14 protein-coding genes are annotated in these 17,644 nt (G+C 70.7%); 6 read left to right on the top strand and 8 right to left on the bottom strand.

Annotated elements, in window-relative coordinates:
- Positions 1-99: 99 nt before the first annotated feature.
- Positions 100-309: a helix-turn-helix domain-containing protein gene (locus tag ACZ69M_RS21610; RefSeq protein WP_010984411.1), complete on the top strand. Its 210-nt coding sequence runs from the start codon at positions 100-102 to the stop codon at positions 307-309.
- Entirely contained in the window at positions 309-875 is a 567-nt protein-coding gene (locus tag ACZ69M_RS21605; protein ID WP_054236716.1) for a Clp protease N-terminal domain-containing protein, read from the top strand. Before ACZ69M_RS21610 ends, ACZ69M_RS21605 begins: the two co-directional genes overlap by 1 nt.
- 106 nt (positions 876-981) lie before the next feature.
- On the opposite strand, the gene ACZ69M_RS21600 is transcribed toward ACZ69M_RS21605, so the two are convergent.
- Together ACZ69M_RS21600 and ACZ69M_RS21595 are read right to left on the bottom strand one after the other, a co-directional pair.
- Positions 982-2,046 (bottom strand): PadR family transcriptional regulator, encoded by a 1,065-nt coding sequence (locus ACZ69M_RS21600; protein WP_470051936.1) that lies wholly within the window; start codon positions 2,044-2,046, stop codon positions 982-984.
- Between the two features lies 1 nt (position 2,047).
- Positions 2,048-2,923, bottom strand: a complete 876-nt coding sequence (locus ACZ69M_RS21595) for a DUF4097 family beta strand repeat-containing protein (protein ID WP_470051934.1) — start codon at positions 2,921-2,923, stop codon at positions 2,048-2,050.
- A 233-nt stretch (positions 2,924-3,156) separates the two neighbouring features.
- Between ACZ69M_RS21595 and ACZ69M_RS21590 the strand changes: the two genes are divergently transcribed.
- Positions 3,157-3,984 carry a hypothetical protein gene (locus tag ACZ69M_RS21590; protein ID WP_470051932.1) on the top strand — a complete coding sequence of 276 codons (828 nt, stop codon included), beginning with the start codon at positions 3,157-3,159 and terminating at the stop codon, positions 3,982-3,984.
- A 27-nt stretch (positions 3,985-4,011) separates the two neighbouring features.
- On the opposite strand, the gene ACZ69M_RS21585 is transcribed toward ACZ69M_RS21590, so the two are convergent.
- The 5 genes from ACZ69M_RS21585 to ACZ69M_RS21565 all read right to left on the bottom strand — a co-directional run bounded on the left by ACZ69M_RS21585 (position 4,012) and on the right by ACZ69M_RS21565 (position 11,203).
- Entirely contained in the window at positions 4,012-4,194 is a 183-nt protein-coding gene (locus ACZ69M_RS21585) for a DUF6104 family protein (RefSeq protein WP_005312030.1), read from the bottom strand.
- 177 nt (positions 4,195-4,371) lie between these two features.
- Complete coding sequence (locus ACZ69M_RS21580; protein ID WP_470051930.1) at positions 4,372-8,202, bottom strand: multifunctional oxoglutarate decarboxylase/oxoglutarate dehydrogenase thiamine pyrophosphate-binding subunit/dihydrolipoyllysine-residue succinyltransferase subunit; 3,831 nt, start codon at positions 8,200-8,202, stop codon at positions 4,372-4,374.
- 282 nt (positions 8,203-8,484) lie between these two features.
- The gene (locus ACZ69M_RS21575) at positions 8,485-9,588 is read right to left on the bottom strand and encodes a HAMP domain-containing sensor histidine kinase (protein ID WP_470051929.1); all 1,104 of its coding nucleotides are present in this window, start codon (positions 9,586-9,588) and stop codon (positions 8,485-8,487) included.
- An 86-nt stretch (positions 9,589-9,674) separates the two neighbouring features.
- Positions 9,675-10,412 carry a response regulator transcription factor gene (locus tag ACZ69M_RS21570; protein ID WP_054236710.1) on the bottom strand — a complete coding sequence of 246 codons (738 nt, stop codon included), beginning with the start codon at positions 10,410-10,412 and terminating at the stop codon, positions 9,675-9,677.
- A 113-nt stretch (positions 10,413-10,525) separates the two neighbouring features.
- Positions 10,526-11,203 (bottom strand): spermine/spermidine synthase domain-containing protein, encoded by a 678-nt coding sequence (locus tag ACZ69M_RS21565; RefSeq protein ID WP_470052443.1) that lies wholly within the window; start codon positions 11,201-11,203, stop codon positions 10,526-10,528.
- A gap of 395 nt (positions 11,204-11,598) precedes the next feature.
- On the opposite strand from ACZ69M_RS21565, the gene ACZ69M_RS21560 reads away from it, so the two are divergent.
- Together ACZ69M_RS21560 and lon are read left to right on the top strand one after the other, a co-directional pair.
- The gene (locus ACZ69M_RS21560; RefSeq protein WP_470051927.1) at positions 11,599-12,525 is read left to right on the top strand and encodes a rhomboid-like protein; all 927 of its coding nucleotides are present in this window, start codon (positions 11,599-11,601) and stop codon (positions 12,523-12,525) included.
- 992 nt (positions 12,526-13,517) lie between these two features.
- A complete protein-coding gene (lon, locus tag ACZ69M_RS21555) occupies positions 13,518-15,938 on the top strand; it encodes an endopeptidase La (protein ID WP_470051925.1) in 2,421 nt (806 codons plus the stop codon).
- Between the two features lie 62 nt (positions 15,939-16,000).
- Here the strand turns inward: lon and ACZ69M_RS21550 are convergent, their stop codons facing one another.
- The gene (locus tag ACZ69M_RS21550) at positions 16,001-16,828 is read right to left on the bottom strand and encodes a lysozyme (protein ID WP_470051923.1); all 828 of its coding nucleotides are present in this window, start codon (positions 16,826-16,828) and stop codon (positions 16,001-16,003) included.
- Positions 16,829-17,117: 289 nt separating this feature from the next.
- Here ACZ69M_RS21550 and ACZ69M_RS21545 point away from each other — a divergent pair, with 289 nt between their 5' ends.
- Entirely contained in the window at positions 17,118-17,636 is a 519-nt protein-coding gene (locus ACZ69M_RS21545) for a MarR family winged helix-turn-helix transcriptional regulator (RefSeq protein ID WP_470051921.1), read from the top strand.
- The last annotated feature ends 8 nt before the right edge of the window (positions 17,637-17,644 follow it).

Genomic DNA, 17,644 nt, shown 5'->3' with positions numbered 1-17,644 from the left:
GGTGGTCGCGGCGGGCTCGGGAGGATTCGGGCCCGCCGTTTCGCGTGCCGTTTGTCAACTGGGGTTGACACCCGCTTGCTGTCAACTTAGATTGACATCATGACCGAAGCAACGGATCTCGCCGAGCGTGCGGGTGATCGCGATCCGCGGATCGGACTGCGGGCCGTCTCCGCGCTACGGAGGCTGCTGGAGCAGTTGGAAGCGGTACAGGTGCGCAGCGCGCGCAATCAGGGCTGGTCGTGGCAGGAGATCGCCGCGGAACTCGGAGTGAGCAGGCAGGCCGTGCACAAGAAATACGGGAGGCAGTGATGTTCGAGCGGTTCACGAAGGACGCCCGGGCCGTGGTCGCGGGAGCGGTCGGGCACGCCGAACGCACGGGTGCCGAGGCGGTGGACGAGGAGCACATGCTTCTCGCCCTCCTCGACCGGGAGGGCAGCCGTGGGTCGTTCGCGCTGGCCTCGCTCGGGGCGGCCGGTCGTCGCGACTCCATGGAACGCTCGCTTGCCGAGGCGCGCCGGCGGGGTGGGCTCTCCCGCGCCGACACGGAGGCGCTCTCCGGGCTCGGGATCGACCTCTCGGAGATCGTCTCCCGGGTGGAGGAGGCCCACGGGGTCGGGGCGCTGGGATCGGGGAACGGGGGTGGCGGCGGGCGCCGTTCCAGGCGTCGGCCGTTCGCCCCGGGAGCCAAGGACGTGCTGACGCGGTCCCTTCGTGCCGCGCTCGCCCGTCATGACCGGCACATCGGCGACGAGCATCTGCTGATGGCCCTGACCGCTCGGCCCGGTGTGCCGGCGGAGGTGCTCGCCGACCACGGGGTCACCTATGAGGCGGTCACGCGCGTGCTGTACGGCGGCGGGGAGGCCAAGGCGGGGTGAGCGAGCGGCCGGAACCGGGGGCTTCGCCGGGGGCTTCTCCGAGGTCCCCCGGCCGGAGCCCGGGGGATCCCCTCGGGCCTCGGAAAGCCCCGGGCGGCGAGGGGCGTCAGCTCTTCGGCGTGCGCAACGCGGCCCCTATGTGCGCCGCGGCCGTCGACAAGTGACGCCGGGCCGAGCGGAGCTGGTCCTCCGTCACCCCGTGGTCGCGGGCGGCGTCGCGGATGTCGTCGCGGAAGCGGTCCAGGAGGCGTTCGAGGTCACGGGCCGGGTCGCCGGTGGAGTCCTCGTGGGCCCAGGAGGGTGTGTAGTCGGCGGGGAAGTCCTCCGGAGTGTCCGTGTACTCGGCGTACTCGGGCTTCGCCGACCCGTCGGCCGCCGCACCCGCGCGGCCGAAGCCGAAGTCCTTACCGAAGTCCTTGCCGAAGGTCTTTCCGAAGTCGCCGAATTCCTTGGCCAGTTCGCTCAGGCCTTCACGGACCCCGTTCGGCCAGTCGCCGCGCGCGAAGCGGTCCTGGACCTGCTCCTGGACCCGCTTGGCCATGCGCTGCATCTCCTCCTGCGCCTCCTTGGCCTGGCGCCGCGCGCGCTGCGCCTCGTCGCGGGCCCGGCGGCTCTCGTCCTTCGCGCGCCGGTTCTGTTCCTTCCACTCCTGCTTGACCCGCCGCATCTCCTCCTTGGCGACCCGCCACGAATCCTTGTCACGGAAGTCTCCGAAGTCCCCGAACTCGCCTGCGGGGCCTTCGTGTTCTGCGGTGCCGGCGCCCGAGCCGCCCTTGCCGCCGCGCCGCGCCTCGGTGGCCGCGGCCCGCATCTCTCGGCGCAGATCGCCCGCGGCGCCCCGCACATCGGCGCGGATCTCCGCGGCGAGCTCCGCGACCGACTCGCGGATCTCCAGCTCCAGGTCGGCCAGTTCGCCACTGCGGTCGGCCAGTTCGGCGCGGCCCGCGTCCGTGATCGCGTACACCTTGCGGCCGCCCTCGGTGGTGTGGGTGACCAGCCCTTCCGCCTCCAGCTTCGCCAGCCGGGGGTAGACGGTGCCTGCCGAGGGTGCGTACAGCCCCTGGAAGCGCTCCTCCAGGAGCCGGATCACCTCGTACCCGTGGCGGGGGGCCTCGTCCAGCAGCTTCAGCAGGTAGAGGCGCAGGCGGCCGTGGGCGAAGACGGGAGGCATGTCAGAGCACCTTCTTGTCGGTCGGGGTCTCCGGAGAAGCGGACGACCCGTCCTCGTGGGGCTCGTCCTCCGTCGTCGGCCTGCGGAGCATGGCGATGGAGCCGGAGACGGTCATCGCCTTCAACTTGCCGTTGCCCGCGCCCAGTCGGCCGGTGATCTTCTTGGCGCCCCACTGGCCGCTGACCCGGAGGTCCTCGAAGGCGCTGGAGACCGTGCCGCTGGCGGTGTTGGCCTCCACCTCGGCGTCCGCGGGGTGCGGGAGGCGGATGGCGATCTCCCCCGAGACGTTCGACAGCTGGACGTCGGTGGGGGTGCCCCTGGGGTCGAGGTCCACGATCATCGAGCCGCTCACCGATTCGGCGCGCACGGAGCAGCCCGAGGCCTCGACCACGGTCAGGTCGCCGGAGACGGAGTTGAAGCGGAGGTCGCCGGTGACGGCCTGGGCCTCCAGGCTCCCGGAGACGGTCTCCACACGGACGGGGCCGGCGATCCGTACGAGGGTCGTGTCGCCCGTGACGCCCTTGACCGCCACCCGGTTCTCCATCCCGGAGACCACGGCGGCGGCGCCGACGACGCCCACCTCGACGGGGGTGCCGACCGGGACGGCCAGCGTGACGACGGCGCTGCGGCGCCAGCCCTTGCGGTCGAGCCACTTGAGGAAGCCCTTCCAGGGCAGGTCCTCGTACGCCACGGTGAGTGTGCCGTCCTGCTGGGTCACGAACAGCGGCGGACCCTCCAGCTCGGAGACTTCCAGGCGGGCGGAACCCTCGTCGGTCCCCACGACGTTCACTGTTCCGTTGACGACGCGCACATGAAGCGCCGTCACGGGGTCGTCGAAGGTGAGCTTCCTCGGCTCTGCGACGGACCACTCGGACATGGTGCAGACCTCCCAACGACCCGACCAGACCGAGTACGCGTCTGGACTCGACGTAATGCTGACCCGACGCGCCATATCGCGTCTTCCGCTATTCACGATATATCGCGGATGCGGAAAGTCAAGGCACTCGTTTGGGGGAAGTGGCGCCCTCGCGATCGGGGCTTGCGGGTGAGTGGTGGGGATTTGACGGGCAAAACGGGTATTTCCGGTCCTCATCGATCTACGGTGTGCCCATGTCCACCACGCCCGACTCGTTCCAGGCCAAGGCCGCCGGCGCCCTGCTGCTCTGCCGGGCGGGGCACGAGTCCGTCGGTCTGGCCGCCCAGCTGTTGCGGGAGCGGATGCTGCTCACCGGGGCGGGCCCCGAGTGGAGCGTGCTCGTTCCCGAGGGGGAGCCCTGGCTGCACGGCGCCGAGCCCGTCGACCGCGTGGTCACGGGGTGGGCCACCGCCCTGGCCGTCAGCGCCCCCTGGCCCGTACTGGCCCTGTGGTGGGACGCGGACCGCAGCGGGCTTACCCTCGCGGCGGGCTTCCGGCGCAGCGTGGGCTACGAATGGCTGGCGAACGGCACCCCCGTCGGCGAGGACGAGGCGATGCGCACCTTCGCCGCGCGGCTCGGCCTCGACCCGGTCCTCGACATGCAGGCGCTCGACCCGCTGACCAGGCCGGTGTCCGGGGCGGACGCCCGCGCACGCCTGCGGGGACTGCTCGCCGTCCTCACGCGCGCGGGGGTGCGGCTGCCGGCCGGACTCGGCCCCGGGGAGCCGGCCGACCGGCTCCTCGAGGTGGCCCGGATCCAGCCCGGTGCCGAGCAGATCGAGTGGAACGGGTGGCGTGCGGCGGTCCGGGCGGAGCTGGAGGCGGCGGAAGGCGCCGGTGGGGGTTCCTGGCTGCGCGGGCGCCGGGCCCGTGTCGTCGCGACCGGGCAGCTGGCCGCCGGGCTGCCGCTCACCGTGTGGGGCGTACGGCGCCACAGCGCAGGCTGGATCGTCGCGGGGACACTCCTGATGCTCCACGGGGCGCTCGGCCTCGCGTACGACCGGCTGCGCGCCTTCGACTGACGCCCACCCGCTCCCGACGTCGGGGGCCTACTCCTCGTCGTCCTCGTCGTCCAGCCGCGCCAGCCACGTCGCCAGCCGCTCCACCGGCACCTCGAAGTCCGGATTGAGGTCGACGAACGTACGCAGCTGCTCGGCGAGCCACTCGAAGGTGACCTCCTCCTCGCCGCGCCGCTTCTCCAGTTCCTCGATGCCACGGTCGGTGAAGTACATGGATGGTGCTCCGTCGCTGAAAGTGAAGGGGAACGCTGAGAAAAGGATAAGTGGGCGCAAGGGGCGCCCGGAGGGACTCGGACCCCGTATCACCGTCGGAACGGTGGCACAGGGAAGGGCCCGGCCTCCGGTGTTCTCGGAGGCCGGGCCCTTCACCGGACTTGAGCGGGTCGAGGGCTACGCCTCGAACACCTCACGCACCAGCTGCTCCTGCTCGGCCTGGTGCCGCTTCGCCGAACCCACGGCCGGCGACGAGCCGGCCGGGCGGGAGATGCGGCGCAGCCGCTCGGCGCCCGGGATGTCGGCGCCGACGGCCAGGTCCAGGTGGTCGATCAGGTTGAGCGCGATGAACGGCCACGCGCCCTGGTTCGCCGGCTCCTCCTGGGCCCACAGGTACTTCTCGGCGTTCGGGTACTTGGCGATCTCCGCCTGGAGCTCGGCACCCGCGAGCGGGTACAGGCGCTCGATGCGGATGATCGCCGTGTCCGTGACGCCGCGCTTCTGCCGCTCGGCCTCGAGGTCGTAGTACAGCTTGCCGGCGCAGAAGACGACCTTGCGGACCGCCGAGGCGTCGACCGAGTCGTCGCCGATGACGGGGCGGAAGGCGCCCGAGGTGAACTCCTCCGTCTTCGACGCGGCGGCCTTGAGGCGCAGCATCGACTTCGGGGTGAAGACGACCAGCGGCTTGTGGTGCGGGTTGTGCACCTGCCACCGCAGGAGGTGGAAGTAGTTCGACGGAAGCGTCGGCTGGGCGACCGTCATGTTGTTCTGCGCGCACAGCTGGAGGAAGCGCTCGATGCGGGCCGAGGAGTGGTCCGGGCCCTGGCCCTCGTAGCCGTGGGGGAGCAGGAGGGTGACGCCGGACGTCTGTCCCCACTTCTGCTCCGCGGCCGAGATGTACTCGTCGACGACCGTCTGCGCGCCGTTGACGAAGTCGCCGAACTGCGCCTCCCACATCACGAGGGCGTCCGGGCGGGCCAGCGAGTAGCCGTACTCGAAGCCCATGACCGCGTACTCGGAGAGCAGGGAGTCGTAGACGTTGTAGCGGGCCTGGTCGTCGGAGAGGTACTGGAGCGGGGTGAAGTCCTCGCCCGTGACCCGGTCGATCAGGACCGCGTGGCGCTGGCCGAAGGTGCCGCGACGGGAGTCCTGGCCCGACAGCCGGACCGGGGTGCCCTCCAGGAGGAGGGAGCCGATGGCGAGGGTCTCGCCCATGCCCCAGTCGATCGTGCCGTCCTCGATCATCGCCGCCCGGCGCTGCAGCTGCGGCAGCAGACGCGGGTGGACGGTGACGTTGTCGGGGATGTTGACCTGGGACTCGGCGATCCGCTTGACGACCTCCTGGGAGACCGCGGTCTGCACGGCCACCGGGAACTGCGCCTGCGGGTCCGAGATCTGCACCTCGGCCCCCTGCGAGACGGCCTCGCGGACCTCGGTGAAGACCTTCTCCAGCTGGCCCTGGAAGTCCTGCAGCGCCTGCTCGGCCTCTTCGAGGGTGATGTCGCCGCGGCCGATCAGGGACTCGGTGTAGAGCTTGCGCACCGAGCGCTTCTTGTCGATCAGGTCGTACATCAGCGGCTGCGTGAACGCCGGGTTGTCCGACTCGTTGTGCCCGCGACGGCGGTAGCAGATGAGGTCGATCACGACGTCCTTGTTGAACGCCTGGCGGAACTCGAAGGCCAGGCGAGCGACGCGGACGACGGCCTCGGGGTCGTCGCCGTTCACGTGGAAGATCGGCGCCTCGATCATGCGGGCCACGTCGGTGGCGTACATGGAGGAGCGCGAGGACTCCGGGGCGGCGGTGAAGCCGACCTGGTTGTTGATGACGATGTGGACCGTGCCGCCGGTGCGGTAGCCGCGCAGCTGCGACATGTTCAGCGTCTCGGCGACCACACCCTGGCCCGCGAAGGCCGCGTCACCGTGCAGGGCGACCGGCAGGACGGTGAAGTCCGTGCCGCCCTTGTTGATGATGTCCTGCTTGGCGCGGGCGATGCCCTCGATGACCGGGTCGACCGTCTCCAGGTGGGAGGGGTTCGCGGCCAGCGAGACCTTGATCTGCTCGCCGTCCAGGCCGGTGAAGGTGCCCTGGGCGCCCAGGTGGTACTTCACGTCGCCGGAGCCGTGCATCGACTTCGGGTCGAGGTTGCCCTCGAACTCGCGGAAGATCTGCGCGTACGACTTGCCGACGATGTTGGCGAGGACGTTCAGGCGGCCGCGGTGGGCCATGCCGATGACGACCTCGTCCAGGCGGGACTCCGCGGCGCTGTCGATGACGGCGTCGAGGAGCGGGATGACGGACTCGCCGCCCTCCAGGGAGAAGCGCTTCTGGCCGACGTACTTCGTCTGCAGGAAGGTCTCGAAGGCCTCCGCCGCGTTCAGGCGGCGCAGGATGCGCAGCTGCTCCTCGCGCTCCGGCTTGGAGTGCGGGCGCTCGACGCGGTCCTGGATCCACTTGCGCTGCTTCGGGTCCTGGATGTGCATGAACTCGATGCCGGTGGTGCGGCAGTACGAGTCGCGCAGCACACCGAGGATGTCGCGCAGCTTCATCATCGACTTGCCGGAGAAGCCGCCGACCGCGAACTCGCGCTCCAGGTCCCACAGGGTGAGGCCGTGCTCGGTGATGTCGAGGTCGGGGTGCTTGCGCTGGCGGTACTCCAGCGGGTCGGTGTCGGCCATGACGTGGCCGCGGACCCGGTAGGAGTGGATCAGCTCGAAGACGCGGGCGGCCTTCGTGACGTCGTCGTCGTGGCTGGCGTCGATGTCCTTGAGCCAGCGGACCGGCTCGTAGGGGATGCGCAGGGCCTCGAAGATCTCGTCGAAGAAGCCGCTCTCGCCGAGGAGGAGGTTCGCGACGATCCTGAGGAACTCGCCGGAGGCGGCGCCCTGGATCACCCGGTGGTCGTAGGTCGACGTGAGCGTCATGACCTTCGAGATGCCGAGCTTGTTCAGGGTGTCCTGCGAGGTGCCCTGGAACTCCGCCGGGTAGTCCATGGAGCCGACGCCCATGATGACCGACTGGCCGGGCATCAGACGCGGCACGGAGTGGACGGTGCCGAGGCCGCCGGGGTTGGTCAGGGAGACCGTGACACCGGTGAAGTCGTCCATCGTCAGCTTGCCGTCGCGGGCGCGGCGGACGATGTCCTCGTAGGCCTGCCAGAACTCGAAGAAGTTCAGCGTCTCGGCCTTCTTGATGCCGGCGACGACGAGCTGGCGGTCGCCGTTCGGCTTCACCAGGTCGATGGCGAGGCCGAAGTTGACGTGCGCGGGCTTGACGAGGGTGGGCTTCCCGTCCTTCTCCGCGTAGTGCCAGTTCATCGACGGCATGGCCTTGATGGCCTGCACCATCGCGTAGCCGATGAGGTGGGTGAAGGAGATCTTCCCGCCCCGGGCGCGCTTCAGGTGGTTGTTGATGACGATGCGGTTGTCGAAGAGCAGCTTCACCGGGACCGCGCGCACGGACGTGGCCGTGGGCAGTTCCAGGGAGGCGTTCATGTTCTTCGCGACGGCACCGGCGGGACCACGCAGCGTCACGTACTCGGGACCCTCGGGGCCCGCGGTCGCGGGCTCGGCCTTCGGCTTCGCGGCGGCCGGAGCGGCCTTCACGGGGGCCGGGGCGGCGGCAGCGGGCTTCGGCGCCGCCGGAGCGGCCACGGGAGCGGCGGCCTGGACGGGCGCAGGAGCGGCCTGAGCCGGGGCTGCGGGCGTCACGGGCGCGGCCGGGGCCGCCGGAGCGGCAGGCGCGGCCTGAGGCGTCGCTGACGGGGTGGTGGTGGTCCCTGCGGCCCCCGCGGCCGCAGTACCCGCCGAAGCCGAGGCGGCAGGCGCCCCCGGCTTGTAGTCGGCGAAGAAGTCCCACCAGGCTCGGTCTACCGAATTCGGGTCCTGGAGGTACTGCTGATAGATCTCGTCGACGAGCCATTCGTTCGCACCGAACGCGGCCGCGGGGTTCTTCCCGGCGGCTTGGTCATCGGTCGAGATGCTCGAGTTACTGGGGGACTGTGGCGACACGGCGGCAACCGCCCTCTTCCGCTTCACAAGGTGATGGACAGCGGGAATTAAGGCTACGCCCCCATGGCCGAGAAGGTCAGGCCGGGCCGGTCCAACGTCGTGTAAGTCACATCGGAAAGCGTGTTTCGGGGAAGGAAATGGCGGGAAACAAGCGGGGTTTCGGTCCGGAACGGGTACGTCGATCCAGGGTCGCGGTACGACTCACACGGCCCTGTGCCTGATCACACGTGTCCACGAGCGCGGGACGACGGTGGATCTTGTGGCTCCGGTTCGAACTTTACGTCAACTTGGCAGAGAAGGAAGCCCTGGAAGGATGACCTGAATCCGGCAGCCCCGCTGGGATTCGGCCACGCCGATCCGGCCGCCGTGCAGATCGACCGCCCAACGGGCGATGGCGAGCCCGAGGCCCGTACCGCCGTCGCTGCCCGGGCCGTGCGGCGAGGGCACCCCGCCGCGGTTGAAGCGCTCGAAGACCCGGTGCCACTCCGACTGCGGAATGCCGGGGCCCTCGTCCAGGACCTCCAGGGCGAGTGACTCCGGGTAGTCGCCGCGCCGCGCCTTGACCGTCACCCGGCCGTGCGGCGGGCTGTGCTTGACCGCGTTGTCGATGAGGTTCGCCACGACCTGGTGGATCCGCTCCGGGTCCGCGTGCGCGGTCAGCTCCGGCGGGGACACGTCGAGGTGCAGATGGACGTCGGTGCGGGTGTGACTGCCGGAGCCCGAGGCGATGCCCGCGCGCGCGGAGGAGACCATGTTGGCCTCCTTGAGCACGCCGGACAGATACGGCCACACCTCGAAACGGCGCCTGCGCAGGGGTACGACGCCGTTGTCCAGCCTGGAGAGATCCAGCAGCGTCTCGACCAGCCGGCCCAGCCGCTCCGTCTGCTTCAGGGCCGTACGCATCGTCTCGGGGTCGGCGGCCGAGACACCGTCCACGACGTTCTCCAGGACCGCGCGCAGGCCCGCGATGGGGGTGCGCAGCTCGTGCGACACATTCGCCACGAGTTCCTTGCGCTGGCGGTCCTGGGCCTCCAGCTCGTCGGCCATGAGGTTGATCGTCTGGGCCAGGTCGCCCAGCTCGTCCCGCCGGTCGTCACGCACCCGGCGGGTGTAGTCGCCGTGCGAGATGGAGCGGGCGACCGTGTTCATCTCGTCGAGCGGCGCGGTGAGCGAATGGGCCACGAACTGCGTTATCAGCAGTGTGGCGATCATCGAGAAGACCGTGATGAAGCGGAGCTCCGTCTTGGTGTGCACCGCGATCATCGACAGACCCGTGGTGATGAGAACGGAGATGACGACCAGGGCGCCCAGCTTGGTCTTGATCGAGAAGGGGCGTACGGAGCCCCAGAACCCCTCGCCGCGGCCCGGCTCACCGGGACCGCTCATGACGCCCGTGGTTCTGCCCGATTCACCGAGCCCGCTCATGACATCAGCCCCCTACATGAGGTTCCTGGCCCCTGCGGAGACCCGGCTCACGGAGTCGGGGTCTCCAGGGCGTAGCCCACACCGTGGACGGTACGGATCCGCTCGGCACCGATCTTCCGGCGCAGTGCCTTGATGTGGCTGTCCACGGTCCGGGTGCCCGAGGCGTCCGCCCAGTCCCAGACCTCGGCCAGCAACTGCTCGCGGGAGAGTACCGCGCGCGGAGTGTTGGCGAGGCATACCAGGAGGTCGAATTCGGTGGGCGTGAGGTGCACGTCCTCCGAGCGCACCCGCACCCGGCGCTGCGCGTGGTCGATCTCCAGCTCGCCGAGGCGCAGGATTCCGCTGCGCGGCGTCGAGGCGGCCACCACGGCCCGCTCGACCCGGCGCAGCAGGACGTGCACGCGCGCGGCCAGCTCGCGCATCGAGAACGGCTTGGTCATGTAGTCGTCGGCGCCGACGCCGAGCCCGACCAGCATGTCGGTCTCGTCGTCGCGCGCGGTGAGCATCAGCACCGGCACCGGGCGCTGGGCCTGCACGCGCCGGCAGACCTCCAGGCCGTCGAAGCCGGGCAGCATGATGTCGAGGATCAGCAGGTCGGGCTGCCAGGCCTCGGCCGTGTCGACGGCGGCCGGTCCGTCGCCCGCGGTTTGCACGAGGAATCCCTCGGCTCGCAGGCGGGCCGCGATGGCGTCGACGATCGTCGGGTCGTCCTCGACCACCAGCACCCGGCGCTGAGCGCCTGGCGTGGCCGCCGTGCCGTTGTGCGAGGTGTGTGTCTGCTCCATCGCCCGCCCCTGAGGTGTGCTTTCCGGAATCCGTGGGGTGATCCCATGACTGCGCTTGACGCTTGAATGATCTGCGCCAGGGAAGCAGGGTACGGGCAGTCACCTTCGCTCGGCTATCCAGGCCCGACCGCGAGATGGACGACGTCCGGAACGCCCCGGGCAACGGGGATCTCTTCGGTACGCACCTGGTGGAATCCGGCATTCCGCAGCGTTCCTTCAAATTCCGGAGAGGGCTGCGCCGACCACACGGCGAGTACCCCGCCCGGCTTCAACGCCCTTGCGCAGCCTGCGAGTCCGGCCGGTCCGTACAGCCCGGTGTTGTCCTCGGTGACGGTCCAGCCGGGTCCGTTGTCGATGTCGAGGCACAGTGCGTCGTACGTGTCGGAAGTCTCATTGACGTGAGCGAGCAGATCGGATCTCACGATCTCGGTCCGGGGGTCGGCGAGCGCCGCCGCGGAGAGTTCCGCCAGCGGTCCGTCACGGTGCCAGTCGATGATGGCCCCCTCGCGTTCGACGACGGTGATGTGTCCCCAGCGCGGGTCGGCGGCGGCGTGTGCCAGGGAGAACCCGACACCGAGCCCCCCGATCAGCACCTTGGGCTCCGCCCGTCCGTCCAGGGCGTCCAGTGCGGCGTCGACGAGCAGCCGTTCCGAGCGGCCGTCGGAGGTGTCCATCAGGAAGCACCCGTTGGCGATGATCTGCAGCAGCGCGCCGTGGCGCCGCAACACGACCTCGCCGTACGGGCCTTCCCGGCGATCGATGACTACAGGGATGTCGTACGAGGCAGTCATGAATCCCATCCTGGCATTTTCACCGGGATGGGTAGCCGAATTAACCGTTCCTGCGGACTGGCGGACTGAGCGGGAGTCAGTCCTGTTGCCAGGACCGCTGCTCGGCCGAACATCCCGAACGGCGGGTGAGGGCGGGTCCTCCTTCGCTTGTTCGACGTCCTGCTCGCCGAGGAGTCCGCCGCCGTCATGGGCGGCATCCAGTTGCACCTGGGCCCTCGACCCCACGGGCGTCGGACGTGCGCACGGACTGACTCGAACGCGTGTGCGGACACGGCGACCCCGGACGCCGTACGCGCTTATCAGGTTGCTATGAATCGCCTCCCACGTGGCGTCGGTCATAGACAGCGGCGCCGCGAGCCCCCAAGGGTGGAGCGGGACGGAAGGAGCCCCTCACCTTGGACCGGAGCACGACCGCGACGGCGATGGCAGTGGCGACGACCACGGCCCCGACGGCCTCCTCGGCCGATGCCGCGCTCAAGGACCCGCAGACGGGCACGCTTCTCCTGGACGGGGTGCCGCGACAACGCGGCGCCACGTCCGTGCCGCCCGCCCCCCGCCCGGCGACGACACCCCTTGTACTCGCCCCTCCCGCTCCACCCGTCTCCCGTGCCCTCGCCCGGCTCCGGTCGCTCCGTCCCTGGCGGCTGCTGCCCACCCCCACCGGAACGCCGTTCACCTTCGGTTACGCGGTCGTGCTCACCGTCACCGCGATGGTCACCGACTACGCGGATCCCTCCCTCGTCCACGCCTTGCAGCAGGGGTCCAGCACCGATGTCGCGCACCTCGTACGCGAACCGGTGCTGGTGCTGCTGGCCAGTGCGCTGTGGATGGCCGGCGGGATCACCTCGCCGTACGCCATCGGGTTCGTACTGGTGCTGACCGCGCTGGAGCGGCGGATAGGCGGCCTGCGGGCCGCCGGAGTCTTCCTGCTCGGGCACGTCGTGGCCACCCTGGCCACCGAGGTGCCCGTCGGCCTTTCCGTGCTGGTGGGAGACCTCCCCGACAGCTCCCTGCACCGCCTCGACTACGGCATCAGCTTCGGCGTCGCCACGAGCGTCGGCGCGCTCGCGGGACTGCTGAGGCCTTGGCTGCGCTGGCCCATGCTGGTCGTCTTCGGCTCGATGGTCGTCGGGGACCTGATCGAATTCGCCGACCCGATGACGGACTGGGGGCATGTGATGTCCCTGGTGATCGGGGTGTCGACCTGGCCGCTGGTCCGCCGCTGGCGCCGCGCCCGTGCGGAAGCGGCCTCCAGCCCCGCCATCCCCGCCACCCCCGCCGCTGCACACACCGCTCAGTCGCCGGGTACCGCCGCCGCCTAGCATCCTGGGCGGTCGGACCGGGTCCGCCGGACTTCTTCTCCGGGATGTTCCGTTCGTGCGCGGCCCGGGTGGCGGCGTACGCGAACCACGGCCGGTCGTCGCTCCGGGACCGCTCCATGAAGTCGAGGGCGTGGTTCTTGATGACGGTGGTGTGCTGGTCGAGGCGGTAGGGGTGCCGGGTGTCGAGGACGCCGTGGTGGTGGGCGTACCGGCCCGACATGATCGAGGCGCGGGACGGGCGCACAACGGCGTGTTGGCGTGCGCCCGCTCGAAGGCCACACGGTGCCTGCCGAGCCGGTCGACGGTCTCGGGCGTCGCCCACTGCGTCTCTTTGGGCTGGTCGTCGGTGACGACGACGAGGAGGTTGGGCCGCCCGGAACGGTTGCCGCCGGGAGCGGCGGTCGCGCCGGCCGCCGGGGCCCGCCCGGCGCTGCGGTCGCCCGCCGGTCGCCCGCCGGTCGGCCGTCTGCTCGGACCCGTCCGCGTCCGTCGCCGCGCGCACCGCAGCCGCCCCGAGCGCTGCCACGGCCGCCGCCCCGGCACCCACGACCACCCGGCGCCGGGTGGTCGCCCGTCCCCGTCCCCGTCCCTGTTCCTGCCCCTCGCCCACGTCGTGCCCCGTCTCCCCGTGCGTGGTTCCACAGCCTGTGGATGAGCCTGCAGTGCGAAGGAGCCGGCTGTGAGTGCGACTGCGGTGGTGTGGCGGCGCTCGTGCGCTCTCGCGACCGCGTCGACCGCGTCGACCGCGTCGACCGGGCGCGGTCGCACGGGAAGGGACGGCTGGTCGACGGCGTTGACCGCACCACAGGCGTTCGCCGCGGATCTACGGCGGAGTGGCGCCGGCCAGGAGGGAAGCGTGGCGGATACCCCGCTGACCTGCGTGGATGTCTGCGTGCAGAGCGATCGCTCACAGCGAACAGGCCCTGGGGAACAATCCAGGGCTCACGTGCATTGAGTCGGCATAGCTCAACTTGACTGCCTAGGGAGAGATAATGGCTTCGACGTCCACACCGCTCACCCTGCCCGTGTTGCCGCTCGATGATGAGGTCGTGCTGCCCGGGATGGTGGTTCCGCTGGACCTGAACGACGCCGATGTACGCGCCGCGGTGGAGGCCGCCCAGGCCGCCGCGCGGTCGGAGCCCGGCAAGCCGAAGGTGCTGCTGGTGCCACGCATCGACGGGGCGTACCCGAGCACGGGCGTGCTCGGCACCGTCGAGCAGGTCGGCCGACTGGCCGACGGCGACCCGGGCGCGCTGATCCGCGGCCGTGGGCGCGTGAAGATCGGCGCCGGGACGACCGGTCCTGGTGCCGCCCTGTGGGTCGAGGGCACCCGGGTCGACGAGACCGTGCCCGACCCGCTGCCCGGCCATGTCGCCGAACTGGTCAAGGAGTACAAGGCCCTCGCCACCAGCTGGCTGCGCAAGCGCGGCGCCTGGCAGGTCGTGGACCGCGTACAGGCCATCGACGACGTGTCCGCCCTTGCCGACAATTCCGGTTACTCCCCGTTCCTGAGCACCGAGCAGAAGGTCACGCTGCTGGAGACCGCCGACCCGGTCGCCCGGCTGAAGCTCGCCACCGAGCAGCTGCGTGAGCACCTGGCGGAGCAGGATGTCGCCGAGTCCATCGCGAAGGACGTCCAGGAAGGCGTCGACAAGCAGCAGCGCGAGTTCCTGCTGCGGCGCCAGCTCGAAGCCGTCCGCAAGGAGCTGCGCGAGCTGAACGGCGACGCCAAGGAGGGCGAGGAGTCCGACGACTACCGGACCCGCGTCGAGGCCGCCGACCTCCCCGGGAACGTCCGCGAGGCCGCGCTCAAGGAAGTCGACAAGCTGGAGCGGTCCAGCGACCAGTCGCCCGAGGGCGGCTGGATCAGGACCTGGCTCGACACCGTCCTGGAACTGCCGTGGAACGAGCGCACCGAGGACGAGTACGACATCCAGGGCGCCAAGAGCATCCTGGACGCCGAGCACGCCGGCCTGGAGGACGTGAAGGAGCGCATCACCGAGTACCTGGCCGTGCGCAAGCGGCGTTCCGAGCGTGGTCTCGGCGTCGTCGTCGGCGGGCGACGCGGCGGTGCCGTGCTCGCGCTCGTCGGTCCGCCCGGCGTCGGCAAGACCTCGCTCGGCGAGTCCGTCGCGCACGCCATGGGCCGCAAGTTCGTCCGGGTCGCGCTCGGCGGCGTACGGGACGAGGCCGAGATCCGCGGCCACCGGCGTACGTACGTCGGCGCGCTGCCCGGCCGGATCGTCCGCGCCATCAAGGAGGCCGGGTCCATGAACCCGGTGGTCCTGCTGGACGAGATCGACAAGGTCGGCTCCGACTTCCGCGGCGACCCCGCCGCGGCGCTGCTCGAAGTCCTCGACCCTGCCCAGAACCACACCTTCCGGGACCACTACCTGGAGGTCGAGCTCGACCTCAGCGACGTGGTGTTCCTGGCGACGGCCAACGTGCTCGAAGCCATCCCGGAGGCGCTGCTCGACCGTATGGAACTGGTCCGGCTCGACGGGTACACCGAGGACGAGAAGGTCGTCATCGCCCGTGACCACCTGCTGCCGCGTCAGCTGGAGCGGGCCGGTCTGGAGAAGGAGGAGGTCGCGCTCGACGAGAGCGCGCTGCGCAAGCTCGCCGGGGAGTACACCCGGGAAGCGGGCGTACGCAACCTGGAGCGGGCCGTCGCACGCCTGCTCCGCAAGGTCGCGGCGCAGCACGAACTCGGAGAGCGGGAGCTGCCCTTCACGGTGACCGACGCCGATCTGCGCGGGCTCATCGGACGGCCGCACCACGTGCCCGAGTCCGCCCAGGACCCGGCCGAGCGCCGCACCGCGGTGCCCGGTGTCGCCACCGGTCTGGCCGTGACGGGCGCGGGCGGTGACGTCCTCTTCGTGGAGGCGTCGCTGGCCGACCCGGAGACGGGCGCGGCCGGTCTGACCCTGACCGGTCAGCTGGGTGACGTGATGAAGGAGTCGGCGCAGATCGCGCTCTCCTTCCTCCGCTCGCACGGCGCCGAGCTGGAACTGCCGGTCGGCGACCTGAAGGACCGGGGCGTGCACATCCACTTCCCGGCGGGCGCGGTCCCCAAGGACGGTCCGAGCGCGGGCGTCACGATGACGACGGCGCTGGCCTCGCTCCTGTCCGGCCGACTGGTCCGCACGGACGTGGCGATGACGGGTGAGGTCTCACTGACCGGCCGTGTCCTGCCCATCGGCGGGGTGAAGCAGAAGCTGCTCGCCGCGCACCGGGCGGGTGTCACCACGGTGATCATCCCGAAGCGCAACGAGGCCGACCTGGACGACGTCCCGGCCGAGGTGCTGGAGAAGCTGGACGTCCACGCCGTCACGGACGTCCGCCAGGTCCTGGAACTGGCGCTGTCGCCGGCGACGAACGGCGCGACGTCGGAGGTTCCGGTAGCGGCGTGACGGACGCTGCCGGTAGGGAAGGCCCGGGTCCCGTGAGGGAGGCCCGGGCCTTCGCCGTACCGTCAGCCGTCGGCCAGTGCCCGCACCCGGTCCAGCCCGCCGTTGAACTTGTCGTGGTCACCGACCGTCGGTCCGGACGAGGTGTACTGCCACATCGTGTAGTACGCCCAGCCGGCCGGCAGCGTGCCGGGGTCGGCGGCGTAACGGGCGATCCACAGGGGGTTCAGGGAGGCGAAGCCGCTGTAGTTGCCGGTGCAGTCGCTCCACCAGCTGGTGGCCGTGTAGATCACGGCGTCCCGGCCGGTGCGCGCCTTGTACTGGGCGAGGAAGCTGCTGATCCAGCTGACCATCGCGCTCTGCGTCTTGCCGTAGCAGGCGGCCCCGTACGGGTTCCACTCGATGTCGAGCGTGCCCGGCAGCGTCTTGCCGTCGCCGGACCAGCCGCCGCCGTGGTCCACGAAGTAGTTGGCCTGGGTGGCGCCGCTCGTCGTGTCGGGGGTCGCGAAGTGGTACGCGCCGCGGATCATGCCGACGTTGTACGAGCCGTTGTACTGCTGGGCGAAGTAGGGGTTCGTGTAGTACGTCCCCTCGGTGGCCTTGGTGTAGGCCCACTTGACCCCGCTGTTCCACAGGGTCGACCAGGCGACGTTGCCCTGGTAGCCGCTGACGTCCACGCCTTCCGTCTGGGTCGCGTCACCCGTGTTCGGTGTGCCGGCCCGGCCGTCGTGCGCGAGGACGCCCATGCCCATGCGGGCGGAGCCCCGGGCGGGGGTGTCGGCGGCGGAGGAGGGCGGGGCGGAGAGGGCGGAGAGGAGGGAGAAGGCGGCGAGCAGGGATCCCAGCGCGAGCAGGCGCAGGCGGTGGGGCGTTCCGGATCTGTGCACGGGCATGACGTGCCTCCGAAGGGCTCGATGGAGCCAGGTGGGGGGAATGGTGCGGACATGCGTGCCGTGAGGGGTGCGGGCATGCGCGCCGTGATGGGGGGCGGGTCCTCGTCGACCTGGACGGCGTGGGCATGCCATTGGGTGCCTGTTCACGAAGCTACGCACCGGGAGAACCCGCTGGGAAGAGGGGCCGTGGGCTGCCGTTGGTCTACGCCTGAGAAATACTTACGGAGCTGTGGCTATGGCCACCTTTGGCGGAAACTTTCAGAGTCGGGAAACCGGGTGAGGGGCAGACGTGCGCGAGGACAGGAACGGAGACCGGCTTCCGGCCGGCCTCGACGGGCCGGGCAGGGGTGTGGACCAGCCCGCCGCGCACGGCGGCCCGGACCCGGAGTTCCTCTCCCTGGAGCGCGAGTTGACCGTGTTCCTGCGCCGTGCCCGCGCCAACCAGGGCGAGATGGCCCGCGAGGTCCATCCGGACCTGGAGTCCGCCGCGTACGGACTCCTCGTACGCCTCGACGAGTGGGGCCGCCAGCGCGCCACCGCACTGGCCGCCTACATCGGCGTCGGCAAGGCCACCATGTCCCGCCAGCTGCGCGCCCTGGAGGAGCTCGGCCTCATCGCCCGTGAGCCCGACCCCGCCGACGGCCGTGCCTGGCTCGTCCACCTCACCGAGGAGGGCCGCGGCCGGGTCGGCCAGGTGCGTGAGGCGCGGCGCGCCCGGTACGTGAGCGAGCTCGCCCACTGGGATCCTCGCGAGGTCGCGGAGCTGGCGCGGCTGCTGCACCAGCTGAACCTCGGCATGGAGAAGTAGGAGGAGGC

The sequence above is a fragment of the Streptomyces sp. NPDC107454 genome (assembly GCF_055582885.1).
This window is presented reverse-complemented; position numbering and strand designations above follow the sequence as displayed.

Bases quoted from the DNA above. Each gene is read 5' to 3' on its own strand.
- ACZ69M_RS21550 (WP_470051923.1), bottom strand. From the start codon at position 16,828: ATGCCCGTGCACAGATCCGGAACGCCCCACCGCCTGCGCCTGCTCGCG.
- ACZ69M_RS21565 (WP_470052443.1), bottom strand. From the start codon at position 11,203: ATGACTGCCTCGTACGACATCCCTGTAGTCATCGATCGCCGGGAAGGC.
- ACZ69M_RS21595 (WP_470051934.1), bottom strand. From the start codon at position 2,923: ATGTCCGAGTGGTCCGTCGCAGAGCCGAGGAAGCTCACCTTCGACGAC.
- ACZ69M_RS21575 (WP_470051929.1), bottom strand. From the start codon at position 9,588: ATGAGCGGTCCCGGTGAGCCGGGCCGCGGCGAGGGGTTCTGGGGCTCC.
- ACZ69M_RS21610 (WP_010984411.1), top strand. From the start codon at position 100: ATGACCGAAGCAACGGATCTCGCCGAGCGTGCGGGTGATCGCGATCCG.
- ACZ69M_RS21590 (WP_470051932.1), top strand. From the start codon at position 3,157: ATGTCCACCACGCCCGACTCGTTCCAGGCCAAGGCCGCCGGCGCCCTG.
- ACZ69M_RS21585 (WP_005312030.1), bottom strand. From the start codon at position 4,194: ATGTACTTCACCGACCGTGGCATCGAGGAACTGGAGAAGCGGCGCGGC.
- ACZ69M_RS21570 (WP_054236710.1), bottom strand. From the start codon at position 10,412: ATGGAGCAGACACACACCTCGCACAACGGCACGGCGGCCACGCCAGGC.
- ACZ69M_RS21600 (WP_470051936.1), bottom strand. From the start codon at position 2,046: ATGCCTCCCGTCTTCGCCCACGGCCGCCTGCGCCTCTACCTGCTGAAG.
- lon (WP_470051925.1), top strand. From the start codon at position 13,518: ATGGCTTCGACGTCCACACCGCTCACCCTGCCCGTGTTGCCGCTCGAT.
- ACZ69M_RS21605 (WP_054236716.1), top strand. From the start codon at position 309: ATGTTCGAGCGGTTCACGAAGGACGCCCGGGCCGTGGTCGCGGGAGCG.